Source organism: Ruegeria sp. BHSC043 (genome assembly GCF_059612985.1).
The window spans coordinates 135,923-150,453 of sequence record NZ_JBXWRS010000005.1 but is presented as its reverse complement, the minus strand read 5'-3'; the positions used below and the strand labels follow the sequence as shown (position 1 = coordinate 150,453).

General features: G+C 62.9%; 16 protein-coding genes and 2 pseudogenes. 4 read left to right on the top strand and 14 right to left on the bottom strand.

Annotated elements, in window-relative coordinates; all coding sequences use genetic code 11:
- Window positions 1-30 precede the first annotated feature (30 nt).
- Entirely contained in the window at window positions 31-1,446 is a 1,416-nt protein-coding gene (locus AC2FMM_RS10765) for an aminotransferase class V-fold PLP-dependent enzyme (RefSeq protein WP_496796543.1), read from the bottom strand.
- 103 nt (window positions 1,447-1,549) lie between these two features.
- Here AC2FMM_RS10765 and AC2FMM_RS10760 point away from each other — a divergent pair, with 103 nt between their 5' ends.
- Entirely contained in the window at window positions 1,550-2,011 is a 462-nt protein-coding gene (locus tag AC2FMM_RS10760) for an Lrp/AsnC family transcriptional regulator (protein WP_496687204.1), read from the top strand.
- Window positions 2,012-2,066: 55 nt separating this feature from the next.
- On the opposite strand, the gene AC2FMM_RS10755 is transcribed toward AC2FMM_RS10760, so the two are convergent.
- The 4 genes from AC2FMM_RS10755 to AC2FMM_RS10740 all read right to left on the bottom strand — a co-directional run bounded on the left by AC2FMM_RS10755 (window position 2,067) and on the right by AC2FMM_RS10740 (window position 3,989).
- Window positions 2,067-2,309, bottom strand: a complete 243-nt coding sequence (locus tag AC2FMM_RS10755; protein WP_496711282.1) for a hypothetical protein — start codon at window positions 2,307-2,309, stop codon at window positions 2,067-2,069.
- A 79-nt stretch (window positions 2,310-2,388) separates the two neighbouring features.
- Complete coding sequence (locus AC2FMM_RS10750; protein WP_496678650.1) at window positions 2,389-2,640, bottom strand: YqhA family protein; 252 nt, start codon at window positions 2,638-2,640, stop codon at window positions 2,389-2,391.
- 99 nt (window positions 2,641-2,739) lie between these two features.
- The gene (gene rpsD, locus AC2FMM_RS10745) at window positions 2,740-3,360 is read right to left on the bottom strand and encodes a 30S ribosomal protein S4 (protein WP_005981478.1); all 621 of its coding nucleotides are present in this window, start codon (window positions 3,358-3,360) and stop codon (window positions 2,740-2,742) included.
- 227 nt (window positions 3,361-3,587) lie between these two features.
- Entirely contained in the window at window positions 3,588-3,989 is a 402-nt protein-coding gene (locus tag AC2FMM_RS10740; RefSeq protein WP_496796542.1) for a hypothetical protein, read from the bottom strand.
- 483 nt (window positions 3,990-4,472) lie between these two features.
- Here AC2FMM_RS10740 and AC2FMM_RS10735 point away from each other — a divergent pair, with 483 nt between their 5' ends.
- The gene (locus AC2FMM_RS10735) at window positions 4,473-4,604 is read left to right on the top strand and encodes a hypothetical protein (RefSeq protein WP_496678654.1); all 132 of its coding nucleotides are present in this window, start codon (window positions 4,473-4,475) and stop codon (window positions 4,602-4,604) included.
- A gap of 3 nt (window positions 4,605-4,607) precedes the next feature.
- The gene (locus tag AC2FMM_RS10730; RefSeq protein WP_496796541.1) at window positions 4,608-5,408 is read left to right on the top strand and encodes a hypothetical protein; all 801 of its coding nucleotides are present in this window, start codon (window positions 4,608-4,610) and stop codon (window positions 5,406-5,408) included.
- 81 nt (window positions 5,409-5,489) lie between these two features.
- Here the strand turns inward: AC2FMM_RS10730 and AC2FMM_RS10725 are convergent.
- The 9 genes and pseudogenes from AC2FMM_RS10725 to AC2FMM_RS10685 all read right to left on the bottom strand — a co-directional run bounded on the left by AC2FMM_RS10725 (window position 5,490) and on the right by AC2FMM_RS10685 (window position 10,633).
- Window positions 5,490-6,076: pseudogene (locus tag AC2FMM_RS10725) on the bottom strand (NapC/NirT family cytochrome c).
- A 30-nt stretch (window positions 6,077-6,106) separates the two neighbouring features.
- Window positions 6,107-6,301, bottom strand: a complete 195-nt coding sequence (locus AC2FMM_RS10720) for a nitrate reductase cytochrome c-type subunit (protein ID WP_496796566.1) — start codon at window positions 6,299-6,301, stop codon at window positions 6,107-6,109.
- A 27-nt stretch (window positions 6,302-6,328) separates the two neighbouring features.
- Complete coding sequence (locus AC2FMM_RS10715) at window positions 6,329-6,502, bottom strand: nitrate reductase cytochrome c-type subunit (protein WP_496796540.1); 174 nt, start codon at window positions 6,500-6,502, stop codon at window positions 6,329-6,331.
- A gap of 53 nt (window positions 6,503-6,555) precedes the next feature.
- Entirely contained in the window at window positions 6,556-7,191 is a 636-nt protein-coding gene (gene napH / locus AC2FMM_RS10710) for a quinol dehydrogenase ferredoxin subunit NapH (RefSeq protein ID WP_496796539.1), read from the bottom strand.
- 20 nt (window positions 7,192-7,211) lie between these two features.
- On the bottom strand, window positions 7,212-7,460 hold the full coding sequence (locus AC2FMM_RS10705) for a hypothetical protein (RefSeq protein WP_496796538.1): 249 nt from the start codon (window positions 7,458-7,460) through the stop codon (window positions 7,212-7,214).
- Window positions 7,457-7,876: a hypothetical protein gene (locus tag AC2FMM_RS10700; protein WP_496796537.1), complete on the bottom strand. Its 420-nt coding sequence runs from the start codon at window positions 7,874-7,876 to the stop codon at window positions 7,457-7,459. The genes AC2FMM_RS10705 and AC2FMM_RS10700 overlap by 4 nt, the downstream gene beginning before the upstream one ends.
- A gap of 27 nt (window positions 7,877-7,903) precedes the next feature.
- Window positions 7,904-10,137: pseudogene (locus AC2FMM_RS10695) on the bottom strand (molybdopterin-dependent oxidoreductase).
- A complete protein-coding gene (locus tag AC2FMM_RS10690; RefSeq protein WP_496796536.1) occupies window positions 10,134-10,421 on the bottom strand; it encodes a chaperone NapD in 288 nt (95 codons plus the stop codon). The pseudogene AC2FMM_RS10695 and the gene AC2FMM_RS10690 overlap by 4 nt, the downstream one beginning before the upstream one ends.
- Window positions 10,418-10,633, bottom strand: coding sequence for a 4Fe-4S binding protein (locus tag AC2FMM_RS10685; protein WP_496683424.1), 216 nt, complete (start codon window positions 10,631-10,633; stop codon window positions 10,418-10,420). The genes AC2FMM_RS10690 and AC2FMM_RS10685 overlap by 4 nt, the downstream gene beginning before the upstream one ends.
- A 593-nt stretch (window positions 10,634-11,226) precedes the next feature.
- On the opposite strand from AC2FMM_RS10685, the gene AC2FMM_RS10680 reads away from it, so the two are divergent.
- Window positions 11,227-14,514, top strand: a complete 3,288-nt coding sequence (locus tag AC2FMM_RS10680; RefSeq protein ID WP_496796535.1) for an adenylate/guanylate cyclase domain-containing protein — start codon at window positions 11,227-11,229, stop codon at window positions 14,512-14,514.
- The last annotated feature ends 17 nt before the right edge of the window (window positions 14,515-14,531 follow it).

Below are 14,531 nucleotides of genomic sequence, written 5' to 3'. Positions count from 1 at the left end.
CTCAAGGCCTTGGGAAAAGCGGCAATTCCGTCACGCCGCCTTGAAGCGGGCGGTTGCCGGATCGGCGGCGTAGAACGGGGCGTATTCCTGCGTGCGGCGCGACAGGTCATTGACGCTGTCGATGATGAACTTAACCGTGTCCTCGGTCATCATGTACGAGAAGTTCAGCCGCACCCAACCCGGTTTCTTCATCTCTTCCCCGGCCGACAACGCCGCATGCAGCGCCTCCGAGGCCGCCTTGTCGATACCCAGCAGCCGATGCGCATAGGGGCCGGCGCAGGCACACCCGCCGCGCGCCTGAATCCCGTAGATGTCGCTGAGCATCCGGGTGAATAGCTGTTGGTGCACCGGTTGCCCGGTGTTGTCGCGCACCAGGAAGGAAAAGATCGGCAGGCGGTGCGGGTGATCCACACCCAACAGTGTCAGGTTCGGGTTGTCACGCCATCCCTCCAGCGCCATGCGGTTGTACAGCGCCTCGCGCCGGGCGATCTCGTCGGTGCCCACGGCATCCTTGACGATGAAGGCCAGGGCTGCGCGGATGTCGCCGATCACGTTCGGGGTTCCCGCCTCCTCGCGGGTGGCCAGATCGGAGCTGTAGTCGTGGCGCCAGGGCGAAACGAAGCTGACCGTGCCCCCGCCCGGCCAGCTGGGACAGGTGCGGCGCACGGCGCTCTGGGTCACGATCAGAACACCCGAAGCCCCCGGCCCTCCCGGAAACTTGTGCGGAGAAACGACGATGGCATCCTTGCGCGCTTCGTCCGGCCCCATATCCATCGGCAGATAGGGCCCACCCCCGGCGTAATCCCAGACCGCGCGCGCCCCGTGCCGTTTCAGCAGCCGCGTCACCGGATCGGGGTCGGTGATCACGCCCGTAACGTTCGACGCCGCCGAAAATGACCCGATCACCAGATCCGAATCCGAATGCTCGATCAGCGTCTGTTCCAGCACCGCCATGTCCGGCCCGCCCTCGGGGCCTTCGGGGATCTCGATGACCTGCGCCTTGCTCTCGCGCCAGGGCAGGATGTTCGAATGGTGCTCGTACGGGCCGATCAAGACAACCGGCCGGTCAGCCTCTTGCACTCCCATCAAACTGACCAGCCGGTTGAGCCCCGCAGTGGCACCGGACCCGGTGAAGATCACCGCGTCATCTCCCCTCGCGCCAACGATGCGGGCTATTTCCGCGCGCGCCTCGCGGCGCAGTCGCGTCATGTAGGAACCGCAATAGGAGGCCTCAGTGTGGCTGTTCGCATAGAACGGCAACACCTGCTGGGCCACAAAATCCTCGACCTGCCGTAATGCGCGGCCCGAGGCAACGTAATCCGCGTACACAAGCGGCACGTCCCCATGCAGACCCGGGATCAGAACGTTCTCTCCGATCAGCCCGTCGCGCAGGGTCGACTTGCGAGTGGCGGCTTGGATTTCTGCACGAAAATGGGACAGGGTCATGTCATCGGCTCCATATTGTGCCTCTTAATATGATCGGGTTTTCGCGAGAGAATTTCACCTTTCTTTGCTTGATTTACCGAGATCATGGGTCATATGATCCATCATGATCGAAAAAATAGATCAAATTGACACACGCCTTCTTCGCGAACTGCAAAAGGACGCGACTCTGTCCCAACGGGAACTGGCCGAGCGTGTCGGCCTGTCTCAAAACGCGTGCTGGCGACGCCTCAAGGCGCTGAACGACGCGGGTGTGCTCACGGGCTCAACAGCCCGGATCGCGCGCGAAAAACTGGGGTTGAACCTGGTGGTGTTCGTGATGCTGCGCACGCGTCACCACTCGGCTGAGTGGCTGAAGGCCTTTCGCAGCCATGTCCTCACCATTCCCGAGGTTGTGGATTTCCACCGGATCGGCGGCGACTATGACTATCAGCTCAAGGTCGTCACGCAGGATATGGCGAGTTATGACAAGGTTTATCAGCGCCTGATCGAGAAGGTCGAGTTGGACAGCGTGACCTCGTATTTCGCGATGGAGGCCATTGCCGAAGGACGACCGCTGCCTCTGTAAACTCTGCGTGGCCGAGGCCGGGCCGATATACGGCCCCGCCGGCCCGCGCGGGGTGTCAGTGATCCGACGCCCGGCCGTTCTTGATTGTGCCGTGATTGGCCGGGACGGCCCGCTCCTTCAGCCAATCCATACCCCCCAGCAGAAGGCCCGAAGCGACCAGAACCGCATGAATCGCAGAAAACCACCGGATCTGCTTGGCATCAACAGGCGCATCCTTTTCCTTGCTGATCTCCATCAACAGCTTCAGAAGATGGATCGCCGAAATTTCCACGATCGAGCCCAGAAGTTTGATCTTCAAGCTCGGAAAAATCGATCTTGTCCAACCAGGCCAGCCAGTCGTCGACGCTGTCCAGATCGAATTTCGACACGAAATTCTCTTAGCCCGACATCAGCACAATGACCATCAGGTTGCCGACCAGACACAGGTCGATCAACGTCAGAGCCGTCAGGATCGCGGTTTCAGCGCTCATCTCCATGGCCTGCGGCAGATAGTGGGCAAGCTCGCGCAGGAACACGACCATCAAAAGACCGATGGTTAGGCCGAGGCCCAGATAGACCTGCGCCATGAGCCAACGCAGCGCACAGATGGTTCGTTCGAGGATATGCTCGATTCTGAGTTTGGCGGGCACGGGACTCCCTTTCCTTGACAGGAAGCGCGCACGGACATGACAACGAAAAGGGCCGCACGCCTTGCAGCGTACGGCCCCAAATTCGCGAATGCCGCCGTCTTAGTTCTTGGCGTAGAATTCGACGACCAGGTTGGGTTCCATCATGACCGGGTACGGCACGTCGCCCAGCGACGGGGTGCGCACGAAGGTCGCGGTCATCTTCGAGTGGTCGACATCCAAGTAATCCGGCACGTCACGCTCGGCCAGGGCAACCGCTTCCAGAACGACGGCCAGCTGCTTGGACTTGTCGCGGACCTCGATCACGTCGCCTTCCTTGACGCGGTAGCTGGGGATGTTCACCCGCTTGCCGTTCACCTTGACGTGGCCGTGGTTCACGAATTGACGTGCGGCGAACACGGTCGGCACGAACTTGGCGCGGTAGACGACGGCGTCCAGACGGCGCTCGAGCAGGCCGATCAGGTTTTCACCGGTATCGCCCTTCACACGCTCGGCTTCGGCGTAGATGCGGCGGAACTGCTTTTCGGTCAGGTCGCCGTAGTAGCCTTTCAGCTTCTGCTTGGCGCGCAGCTGCAGGCCAAAGTCCGACAGCTTGCCCTTGCGGCGCTGGCCGTGCTGGCCGGGGCCGTATTCGCGGCGGTTGACCGGGGATTTCGGACGACCCCAGATGTTTTCGCCCATCCGGCGGTCGATTTTGTACTTGGCAGACGTGCGTTTGGTCACGGCTGATCTCCTTCGTTAGGTCGAGGCCCAGCGGGCCACTATGAAGGGCGTTGTCCTCTTGAGGTCTCCCCCATGACAGGCATCCCCTTGCGGGGGCCACCAACACCAATGGAGCCGCGCTTATATCTGCCGAACCCGCAGAGTCAACACGCATGCGTAACAATTCCGCCAAAAGGGTGAACGGCCGGTCTCGGCGGACCAAGGAAATCCGCGCCGAAGACTGCAACCTATGTCGCGCAAACCCGCCCCCGGCCCTTTGCCGCCTTCGGCGGGAAAGCAAGCACGTTCGCTTGGGACGCGCCGTGCGCGTCGGTCCGGGTGACCGCGTTCACCGCGCTGACCCAGAATTCCTGACCACGGGCGGGGCATCCGTTTTCGAAGAACAACACCGGCTCTTTGGCGCCATCGACAAGCGCCAATTCCGCCTCGAAACTCTGAGCGCCATTTGTCAGCACAACCCTGGCAATCGGCGCGTACGGTTCAAACCCGGACAGCTGCGAAGCCGACCGTGACTGCGCCGCCCTGCTTGCTGATGCCACCGCTTGCGCGGACATCACGTGCCCGACATCGCGCAGATAGGTGACCCGGCCCATCAAAGACCAGGCGGACCCGACGGTCAAATCGGCCAAGGGCGCCGCTTCCAAACCGTCGATTTCCGTCTGCGACCAAAAAACCGCTGCGCGATTGTCATACTTGGCGTTCATCTGCCTGCCCAAACCTTTTAACGTATCACCCCTTACGCGGGCACACCTATCAAGGAAGAATCGGGCGGAAAAGAGACGGAAATGCAGCTATCACGAAAATGTTGCACCTCTGTCAAATCAAGATGAAAATTCCCGCTGCGAAAAACGGATCTTCAGCCCGGGGCGTGCTGCTGCTTGCCCGATGTCTCAACATGGGACTGTCGCGTAGTCATAAATTCCACCGACACGGCGACGCACCCCTCGGACAGCAGAAAGAAAGACCCATGGTCACCAAGGCCGAGCTTGAAAAGCAGGTCGAAAATTTGAAACGCCAGCTCGAAGAACGGTCGAAACAACAGCCCCTAGGCCTCGTCAGAGTCCGACGCGAAGGCCGCGAAAAGCGACCTCTCCGAGAAGCTGCCGGAAACGTTGGACGAATGGTCCAGCGAGCTTGATGACGTCCTGACCGAACTGGATTCGCTGCCCCACAAGAAGGCGATCCTGTTCGCCCTCGGGGTGTGTGCCCTGCGCTACATGATAGGCCGCGCGCCAGGAGGGTGACAGATGAGCCGCATTTCACGAAACGCGTCCATCATTCTGCGAACCGAACGCCTGATTGCCCAGCGCAACCTGACGGTTCTGGCGAAAAGTACGGGCTTTTTCGCAGCCGCGGGGTTGGCGGCGGCGCTGGCCGTCGTGATGCTGAACATCGCGGGCTATTTTGCCCTGACGACCACCATGTCGAAACCGGTGGCCCCTCTGGTCGCTGGGGTGGTCAATCTTGGTGTGGCGTTGGTTTTTCTGGTCGTTGCCAATTCGATCAGCGCCGAAACCGACACCGCGCCGGTGGCCAAGCTGCGCAACATGGCGATCGCGGATATCGAGGCCGAATTTCAGGACACGCCGGCCGAAGCCCGCGATACGGTGCAGGGCCTCAAGGCCGTTTTGCGCGACCCGCTTGGCACCATGACCCCGGGGCTGGCCCGACTGCTTGCCATGCGATTATCCGGCACCTCAAGAAGCGCTAGGACTGAGACTTGGTCGCCGCCCCCGCGCGCGCCCCGAACCTCAGACCGTGGCGCCCTTGATCCGGATGGCGCTGCCCACGGTGCCTGCCAGCAAACCGACCAGAACTCCGATCGACAACTCCAGCGTTTCGACATTGTTGAACTGCCAATTGGCAAAGGCCAGGGTTTCCAGCAAACCCACGGCCGCACACAGAACCGCACCCAGCCACAGCTTGCGCGTCATCATGCCCAGCGCAAGGCCCAGAATGCCGGGCAGGCTCAGGATGTTGCCGCCGATCGTTCCCAAAATCTCAAGCATGCCGTGCCACTCCTAGTCGGTTCTGCTGTTCAGGAATGACCGGATCTCGGCCGCGCCGATACTTTGCGCCACCTCGGTGCCGGTCACCGGCTCCAGCGATGCGACCACTTTCTGATACTCTTACAGATAACCCGGCGGCAGGCTGTGCGCGATGCCCTGGTGGCAGTCGATGCAGGTCATGTTCTCGTCGATCGCACGCTGGTGCTCGTTGGCGCCGCGCGTTTCCTGAATGGTGAAGTCCATGTATTCGAAATTGTGACAGTTGCGGCATTCGCGGCTGTCCGAAGTCTTTATCTTTTTCCAGACAGCCGAGGCCATCTGCAGGCGGTGATCCTCGTATTTCTCGGGCGTGCTGACGGTGCCGACCAGCTCGTGATAGACGTCTTTCACTGCCATGATCTTGGCTTCGATCTTAAAGCTCCATTCCTTGGGCACGTGGCAATTGGAACAGATGACCCGTACGCCGGAGTGGTTGTTGTAGTGGATCGTTTCCCGGTATTGCCAAGGTTGGTTTCCATCGTGTGGCACGAGACGCAGAATTCTTCGGTATTCGTCATCTCAAGCGTCCAGTGGAAACCACCCCAGAACAGGATGCCGGCCAGAAAGCCCGCCAAGACCAGAAAGCCTGCGCTGAACGCGGCGGCCGGTGTCCAGATCCACGCCCAGATGCGGCCGATCAAGCCGCGCTTTTCAGGAGAGTCTGCCATTTCGGGTGCTCCTTTCAGTCCGAAGCTGGATCAGTTTCCGGCCGAGAGCTGGAACAGGTTGTCGATCAGGGCTGGCACATCCGCCTGCGGCACGTGGCACTGGTTGCAGAAATACCGAGTGCCCGCGATCTGATCGAGCTCGTTGCCTTCGCGATCCAGATAGTGGGTCATCGACAGGGTCGGCGCGTTGCGCTCACCGGCCTTGGTCCAGTCGTGGCAAGACAGGCCTTGATTGGTGCGGATGTCGATCTGCTACTGGACGATCTTGTGCGGGATCAACGCCGGCTGCTGGCGATAGTTGCGCTGCATGCGGCCCTCGACGTTGCGGTGGACCTCGTCCAGGATGACGGGCTCCTTCACATCCGCACCGCGCAAGGTCGACACCTTGGCGGATTGCGCAAAGGCAAGCCCACCCACAAGAAGCACTGGCTCGGGGCCATTGCGCCTGTCGCTATCGATTTTCTCATCTTGGCACTCCCTTATACAGGTCTGGCGGCACACGCCCGAGGCGCGGCGGCTGGATCGGGTGGCGCGACGACGGCGTCATCGAACTGGTGGGTAAGTTTGAAGACATCGACCGAGCACACATCGATGCAGCGGCCGCATGTTGTGCAATCGGGCGACAGGATCAGCGGGCTGGATCCCGGCTTGCCTTTTAGTGCGGGCGAAATCACCTGGTTTTCCGGGCAAACAGCATAGCAGTCCATGCAGTCGTCACAGGCGGCGCGATTGGTGGCGCTGACCCGCAGAAGGCTTTTGGCGCCGATCAGGCCGTAGAAGGCGCCGACCGGGCAGATGTGGCCGCACCAGCCATGCCGGGCCACGAACAGGTCAAAGACACAGATCGCCACGACCATCGCCCAGACAAAACCCATGCCAAAGACCAGCCCGCGGTGCAGCATGGTGATGGGGTTGACCAATTCCCATGCGATCACGCCGGTCATGGCCGACACGATCAGAACCGTCACCAGTATCCACAACCGGGTGCTGCGTTTGGGCTGCCAACCCTTGGGCAGGTCCAGCTGACGGTGCAGCCAATGCGGGGCGTCCGTAACAGGTTTGATCGGGCACACCCACGAACAACAGACCCGCCCGCCAATCAGCGCATAGGCCACCAGAACGATCAGCCCGCGGATCAGCGCCAGTGGCCAGCCACCAGCTCCTGCAGCAGGATGAACGGATCGGTCAGCGGCAGCAGGTCCAGCGTCAGCGATCCGGCCAGCGTGCCCTTGACGATCCAGATGCCGAACCACGGCCCCAGCAGGAACAGCGCCAGAAAGAAAACCTGACTGAAGCGCCGCAGCAGCAGGAAACGATGCGCGCCGACCCATCCTTTGACCTCGCGGGCCTCGTGCCCGACGGGCATATGCGCGCGCGCCGTCATTGGCCTGCCCCTGGAAGGTTGTAACCCGGTTCGTACCCGCCCGGTGCGGCAAGGTTGTCCAGCGCCCCGGTCCGGCAGGCCGCGACACAGGGGATGTCTTCGCACATCTCGCAGGGCACGTAGCGGGCGATGAAGTACGGCGTGCCGGTCGCCACCGCATCGAGACCCAACTCGGCCAGCTCCAGCGTTTCACAGGGACAGTCGCGGACGCACAGCCCGCAGCGGATGCAGGCGTCCAGAAAGCCATATTCGGGCAACGCCCCCGGCGACCGCAGGGCCTCGGCCGGCAGGGCGCGTGCGTCGCGGGCCAGAAAGGCCAGCAACGACCCGGCGACCAGACAGCCACCCGCCGCGCGCGCCGAATCCTGCAGGAACCGGCGCCGTTGCGGCGAAAGAAGTTTGCCGACCAAAGACATCACACCCGACCTTTGCGACCCCTGCCCTTACGCCCGCTCAACGTTGCAGGCGCATTTCTTGAAGTCCGTCTCTTTCGACAACGGACAGGTCGCATCCAGTGTCAGCTTGTTGGTCAGCTGGCCCTCGCCGAACCACGGCATGAACACGAGGCCACGCGGCACTTTGTTGCGCCCGCGGGTCTCGACCCGGCTGATCACCTCGCCGCGGCGGGTGGACAGCACGATCTCTTGCCCGCGGCGCACGCCGCGTTCCTTGGCGTCCTCGGGGTGCATGAACACCACGGCGGCGGGGAAGGCGCGGTGCAGCTCGGGCACGCGGCGGGTCATCGCCCCGGAATGCCAGTGCTCCAGCACCCGGCCGGTGCACAGCCACAGATCGTATTCCTCGTCCGGCTCCTCGGCCGCCGGCTTGTAGGGCGCAAAGATGATCTTGGCCTTGCCGTCCTTGTGGCCATAGAATTTCACCTCGGCGCCTTCGGGCACATACGGGTCATAGCCTTCGCGGAAGCGAAAGAGCGTCTCTTTCCCGTCCACGACCGGCCAGCGCAGCCCGCGCGCCTGATGATAGGTTTCGAACGGTGCAAGGTCATGCGCCTTGCCGCGGCCAAAGCTGGGATATTCCTCGAACAGGCCCTTCTGGACTTAGAACCCGAAATGCTCGGGTTCGTCGTTGTGGACCCCTTCAGCGGTCTCCGACAGCGGATATTTGTCGACCTTACCGTTGGCGAACAGCACCTCGAACAGGGTCTTGCCGCGATGCTCGGGCATCTTGGCAAGCAGTTCTTCGTCCCAGACCTCCTCGACGGTGAAGCGTTTCGAGAACTCCATCTGCTGCCACAGGTCCGACTTGGCATCGCCCGGGGGCCTTGACCTGCTTACGCCAGAACTGGGTGCGGCGTTCGGCGTTGCCATAGGCGCCCTCCTTCTCGACCCACATGGCGGTGGGCAGGATCAGGTCGGCCGAAACCGCGGTGACGGTCGGGTACGGGTCCGACACGACGATGAAGTTGTCGGGGTTGCGATAGCCGGGATCGCCCTCTTCGTTCATGTTGGGCGCGGCCTGTATGTTGTTGTTGCACGGCACCCAATAGACGTTCAGGTCGCCATCCTTCAGTTTGCGGTGCTGCAGAACCGCGTGGAAACCCAGCTTGGCCGGGATGGTGCCTGCGGGGATGTTCCAATTGGTCTCGGCGATCTTGCGGTTCGGATCGGCATATTCCTTGGCCAGTTGCTCGAGCTGGCTCGCCGGCACGCCCGACAGTTCGGACACGTATTCCAGCGTGTAATCGGCGACCGAGGCGGCATATTTCTCGAACGAGATCGGCTCCAGCTTGCCCGAGTCCGGATGCGCGGCGGCCTGTTGCAGCGGGTTGGTCTCGCGCAGGCCGTAGACGATGTCGGTGGCGGTCTTGGTAGTGTTGATGTGGTTCTTGACAAACTACTCGTTCACCGCGCCGGTCTGGATGATGTAGTTGGCGATGTAGTTCAGGATCGCCGGGTCGGTCTGCGGCTTGCAGATGATGCCGTTGTCGGCCAGCTCGAGCGAGCGGTGCTCGAAGGTGGACAGCACATGCACCTGCGCGCCGGCTTGGTCAGGCGCGTATCAGTCAGGCGCGACCACCGAATCGGGTGCATCTCGGCCATGTTCGAGGTCGTCATAGCAGCCTATGGGTTCGTCGATGCCGAAGGGCGCATGAAGCCCACCACGGCCGAGGCCATGCAGTGCCGCGCGTTCGGGTCGATGTTGTTCGATCGGAACCAGGCCTTCATCAGCTTGGCCGCGGCATAGCCCTCCCACACGGTCCACTGCCCTGAGCCGAACATGCCCACGCTGGTCGGACTTTTCTTGACCAGCGCCTCTTTCCACTTCTGGGCCATCACGTCGAAGCCTTCGTCCCAGCTGACGGGCTAGAACTCGCCGTTCTTGTCGTAGACGCCGTTCGACTTGCGCAGCAGTGGGTGGTCAGACGGTCCTTGCCGTACATGATCTTGGACAGGAAATAGCCCTTGATGCAGTTCAGCCCCCGGTTCACCGGCGCGTCAGGGTCGCCCTGGGTGGCGACCACGCGGCCATCCTTGTTGCCCACCAGAACCGAGCAGCCCGTACCGCAGAACCGGCACGGTGCCTTGTCCCAGCGGATGTCAGCATTGGCGACTTGGGCCGCAGCCTGGCCCGTTGCCAGCGGGATACCGGCCGCGGAAGCTGTCGCGGCGGCGGCAGTTGCTTTCAGAAACGTGCGGCGAGATTCGGTAATGGTCATGACGAGGGCCGCCGGCTGGAATCTTGGCTGGGAGTTTCAGGACGCGGGCGGGTCTCCGCGAGATCTTCGAAATGGTGATAGGTCAGGGACACGACCCCGGGGATCTGGTGCAGGTCCATGATCGTCTCCGAGGCTAGGCGTTCGGGCGTATCCTCGACGATCACCACGAACCGGCCATCCTCGGCCTCGGCATGGATTTCGACCCCGTCGAACCCGGCAATTGCCGACCGGGCCGAGGCGGTGTAGGTCGGCGCGACATGACCTAGGCATCCGCAGATATTCATTCGGCGGCCTCCAGATGTTGTGCCCGCTGCAACGTGATCGCGCCCGCAGGACATGCGGTGGCGCAGGCTCCGCAGCCGATGCAGGCGTCTTCGTTCAGGACGGGGTCGGCCAATCCGCCGGTCTTCAAACGAAACCCGATGGCGCCCTGGTCGCAACAGTCCTGACAGATCCGGCAGCTGACCGCGTTCATAGACAGGCTGGTAGCGGCCACCTGCGCGCGCCACGGCCATAGGCAAACCGGGCCAGGTCCAGCGCCTTGGTCTTGCACACATTGGTGCAGTCGCCGCAGAAGGTACAGCCCGCATCCTGCGGCTGGAAAACCGGCAGGCGCGGGCGTTCAGCACCAGACCCTTCTCGGGGCAAGCCGCGACACAGTCGCCGCAGCTCGTTTAGAGATCGGGGAAATTGTCGCGGTCCGCTCCCGGCGGCCACATTGCTCCGTCGTCTTCGCAAGACAGGCGCACCGTCAGGAACGCCCGCCTGCTTGCGACTGCAGACACGTGCCGCCCACCGGTTTGTTCAACATGCGTGGTACTCCGTTCGTGCTGCGTGCATAGTCTGCGCGAGTCAATGTCGACTTGATCTGGATCAGGTCGCAGCCGGTATTGCCCTGGCGAATCGACAGGCCTGCACTCAGGTTTTTGCAAGGCTGAGAGCTTGGAATCTGCCTGTAGGTATGGCTCGGTCTCGGGAAGGGCGCCCTAGTAAATGCATAGACATCATGCGCCTATGGCACGAAAAATGCAGACTCGGCCCTGTGTTCTGGTCTAGGCTGAGCTTGGGTGGATGCTTCTGAGGGCCCCGATGTCTGGCGACCTGAAGGAATGGCTGAGCGCGCTTGGGTTGTCGGACTACGCCCAGGCGTTCACGGACAACAAGATCGATCTGGCGATCCTTCCCGAATTGACGGGAGAGGACCTGCGCGAGATCGGCGTCACCGCCGTGGGCGACCGCCGGCGGCTGCTGCGCGCCATCGCCGAACTGGATGAACCCGAAACCGTTACCCCCTACCAGCCTGCGACCGCGCCGGAACCGGCGAGACGGCAGGTCACCGTTCTGTTCGCCGACCTGACCGGGTTCACGAAACTGTCCAGCGAGCGCGACGCCGAGGACATCCACGCCCTTTTGAACGCATTCTTCGGCAAGGTCGATCGCGCGGTCGAAAAGTACGGTGGCCGGATCGACAAGCATATCGGCGACGCCGTGATGGCCGTGTTCGGAGCACCGATCTCGCATACCAACGACACCGAACGGGCCGCACGCGCCGCGCTGGAGATCCACGCCGCCTTGCCCACGCTGGACCCGCCGCTGTCGTGCCATATCGGCATCGCCTCGGGGCAGGTCATCGCCAGCAACACCGGCAGCGCGGCCCATACCGAATACACGGTGACGGGCGACGGCGTGAACCTGGCCTCGCGCCTGACCGATATCTCGGCCCCGGGCGAGACACTGGTGTCGCACGACATCCAGAGGGCCCTGGGGCCGCTGTTCGTCGGCGAGGCGATCGGCACGAAGGCCATCAAGGGCCTGAACAAGGATGTCGAAGTCTGGCGCCTGGATCGCCTGACCCGGAACATCCGCGCGCGCCGGCACAAGTTCATCGGACGCGCCCGCGAGCTGTCGCTGTTCTCGGCCACATTCGACCGCTGCAAGCAACACGGCAAGGGCGAGGTGCATATCGTTCTGGGCGAACCCGGCATCGGCAAGACCCACTTTTCCGAACAGGTGGCGGACCTGGCCGAAAGCCTGTCCTACGCCGTGCATTCCGGCGTGGTGATGGATTTCGGGACCCGCGAAGGGCATTCCGCCATCCAGTCCATCGCCCGCAGCCTGATGGGACTGGACCCATCGGACGCCCGCGGTGCAGGAGCCGACGCCGTCCGGCAAGCCATCGACCGGGGCTGGGTCAGCCCGGCCGGTTCGGCCCATCTGAGCGCCCTGCTCGACCTCGAACAAGAGCCCGGCCTGGCCGAGGTGTATGCGGCGATGGACAACGCCGCGCGCATGCGCGGCCGGCGTCAGGTAATCGAAGATCTGCTGAGGGCCCGCAGCCGCGAGACCCCCCTGCTGATCCAGGTCGAGGACATCCACTGGGCCTCGCCCGAGATCCTGACCCAATGCTGCCAGATCGCTTCGGCAACGCGGGATCTGCCCTGTGTCCTTCAGATGACAAGTCGGGTGGAAGGCGATCCGATTGATCGCGATTGGGAAATGGCCACCGACGGCGCGCTGATCTCGAAACTGGAATTGTCCCCGATGGGTGACGCGCAGGCCCGCATGCTGGTCGAGGAATTCACTGCCATCGACCCCGCGCTTCTGGAAACCTGCGTTCAGCGTGCGGGCGGCAACCCCCTGTTTCTTGAACAATTGCTGCGCAACATCGATGCCCTGACCCGCGAAACCGTTCCGGGCAGCATCCAGGGTATCGTGCAATCGCGGCTGGACGGGCTGGACCGGAGCAGCCGGGCGGCGATCCAGTCGGCCTCGGTTCTGGGGCAACGGTTCTCGCCCGAGGTTCTGAGCTTTCTGCTGGGCGAAGATCAACTGGACATCTCGACCCTGACCCGCACCGCGCTGATCCGCGAAACCGGGTCCGATCTGATGTTCGCTCACGCCCTGATCCGCGACGGCTCGTACGCGACGCTGGTCAAATCCGAACGCGCCCGGCTGCATGAACAGGCCGCCCGGTGGTACGAAGGCAAAGACGCCACCTTGCGGGCAAGGCATCTGGACCGGGCCGGCGCCCCGAATGCGGCCCTGGCCTATCTGGAGGCGGCAGAAAACCTGATCCAGTCGTTCCAGTTCGACGATGCCAATCCCCTGATCGAGCGCGCCCTCGAATTGCCTGCCTCGCCGGACGTTCGGCTGGACCTGTACTGCGCGCGCGCCGAAATCCACCGGCTGCAGGGGCTTTCCGACGACGCCCTGCGGGAATTCAGCGAAGCGGCGGCGCTGGCCGACAGCGACGAACAGATCTGCCGGGTCCATATCGGCCTGGCCCAGGCCGCCCGTCAGGCCAGCCGGTATCAGGATGCGCTGAACAGCCTGGAGATTGCCGAAGCCGCCGCCAGACGCAGCGGTCTGGAACGGGATCTGGCGCAGATCAACTATGTGCGGGGCAACATCTATTTCCCGCTCGGCCGGGTTCAGGACGCCATGGACAGCAACGAAATCGCCCTGAAGCTGGCCCGCAAGCTGGGATCGGCGCGGCTGGAGGTCGGTGCGCTCAGCGGCTTTGGCGACGCCAATTTCATGAACGCCACCATGCAGACGGCTGCCACATTTTACACGCAGGCGGTCGAGCGGGCACGCGAACACGGTCTGGTGCGCGATCTGGCCGCCAACCTGCACAATCTGAGCGTTGCCCGCAGCTACTCCGGAGACGTCGCCCAGGGCCGCGCCGACGCGCAGGAAGCCATCGAGATCAGCCAGAAATACTTTGCCTTCGTCCCCGAATGCGTGGCCCAGACCTGTCTGGGTGTGGCCTGTACTTTTCAGGGAGACCTCGACGGCGCGCGTGACGCATTCGCCCAATCTGCCGCGATCGCCCAGCGCGTTGGGGCCAAACGGCTTGAGGCGCAGGCGCTGGAGCATCTTGCCCGGACTCAGGCCTATATCGGAGAGGTCAGCGCGGCGCGCGAAACGGGGGGACAGGCCGTTGACATCGCGTTGGAACACGGACGCAACTTCGTCGGCCCCAAAGCCCTTTCGGCACTGGCGCTGGCGCTGGATGATCCCGATCGGCAAGACGATCTGCTGGCGCAGGGCGCCGCCATCATCGCCGAGGGTTGCGTGGGCCACAGCCACCTGCATTTCTATACCGACGCCAGCGCGGTGATGCTGGCGCGGCACGAGTGGGACCGCGCGGTTGCCTTCGCCGACGATCTTGCGACCTTTACCGCCTCGGAGCCCCTGCCGATGGTCGATCTGTCCATCCGCCAGACCCGTATTCTGGCCGAGGCCGGACGCGCCGGGATGGACCCCCGCACCCATGCGGAATTCGACGCGCTGCAATCCGGGTTCGCACAGATGGGCATATCGCGGTCGTTGACCGGCAGCCTGGATTTCCTGGCGCCGGAACCCGCGGAGTGACAGATACATCAGACCGA

Bases quoted from the DNA above. Each gene is read 5' to 3' on its own strand.
- AC2FMM_RS10765 (WP_496796543.1), bottom strand. From the start codon at position 1,446: ATGACCCTGTCCCATTTTCGTGCAGAAATCCAAGCCGCCACTCGCAAG.
- AC2FMM_RS10700 (WP_496796537.1), bottom strand. From the start codon at position 7,876: ATGTCTTTGGTCGGCAAACTTCTTTCGCCGCAACGGCGCCGGTTCCTG.
- AC2FMM_RS10680 (WP_496796535.1), top strand. From the start codon at position 11,227: ATGTCTGGCGACCTGAAGGAATGGCTGAGCGCGCTTGGGTTGTCGGAC.
- AC2FMM_RS10730 (WP_496796541.1), top strand. From the start codon at position 4,608: ATGAGCCGCATTTCACGAAACGCGTCCATCATTCTGCGAACCGAACGC.
- AC2FMM_RS10690 (WP_496796536.1), bottom strand. From the start codon at position 10,421: ATGAATATCTGCGGATGCCTAGGTCATGTCGCGCCGACCTACACCGCC.
- AC2FMM_RS10705 (WP_496796538.1), bottom strand. From the start codon at position 7,460: ATGACGGCGCGCGCGCATATGCCCGTCGGGCACGAGGCCCGCGAGGTC.
- AC2FMM_RS10760 (WP_496687204.1), top strand. From the start codon at position 1,550: ATGATCGAAAAAATAGATCAAATTGACACACGCCTTCTTCGCGAACTG.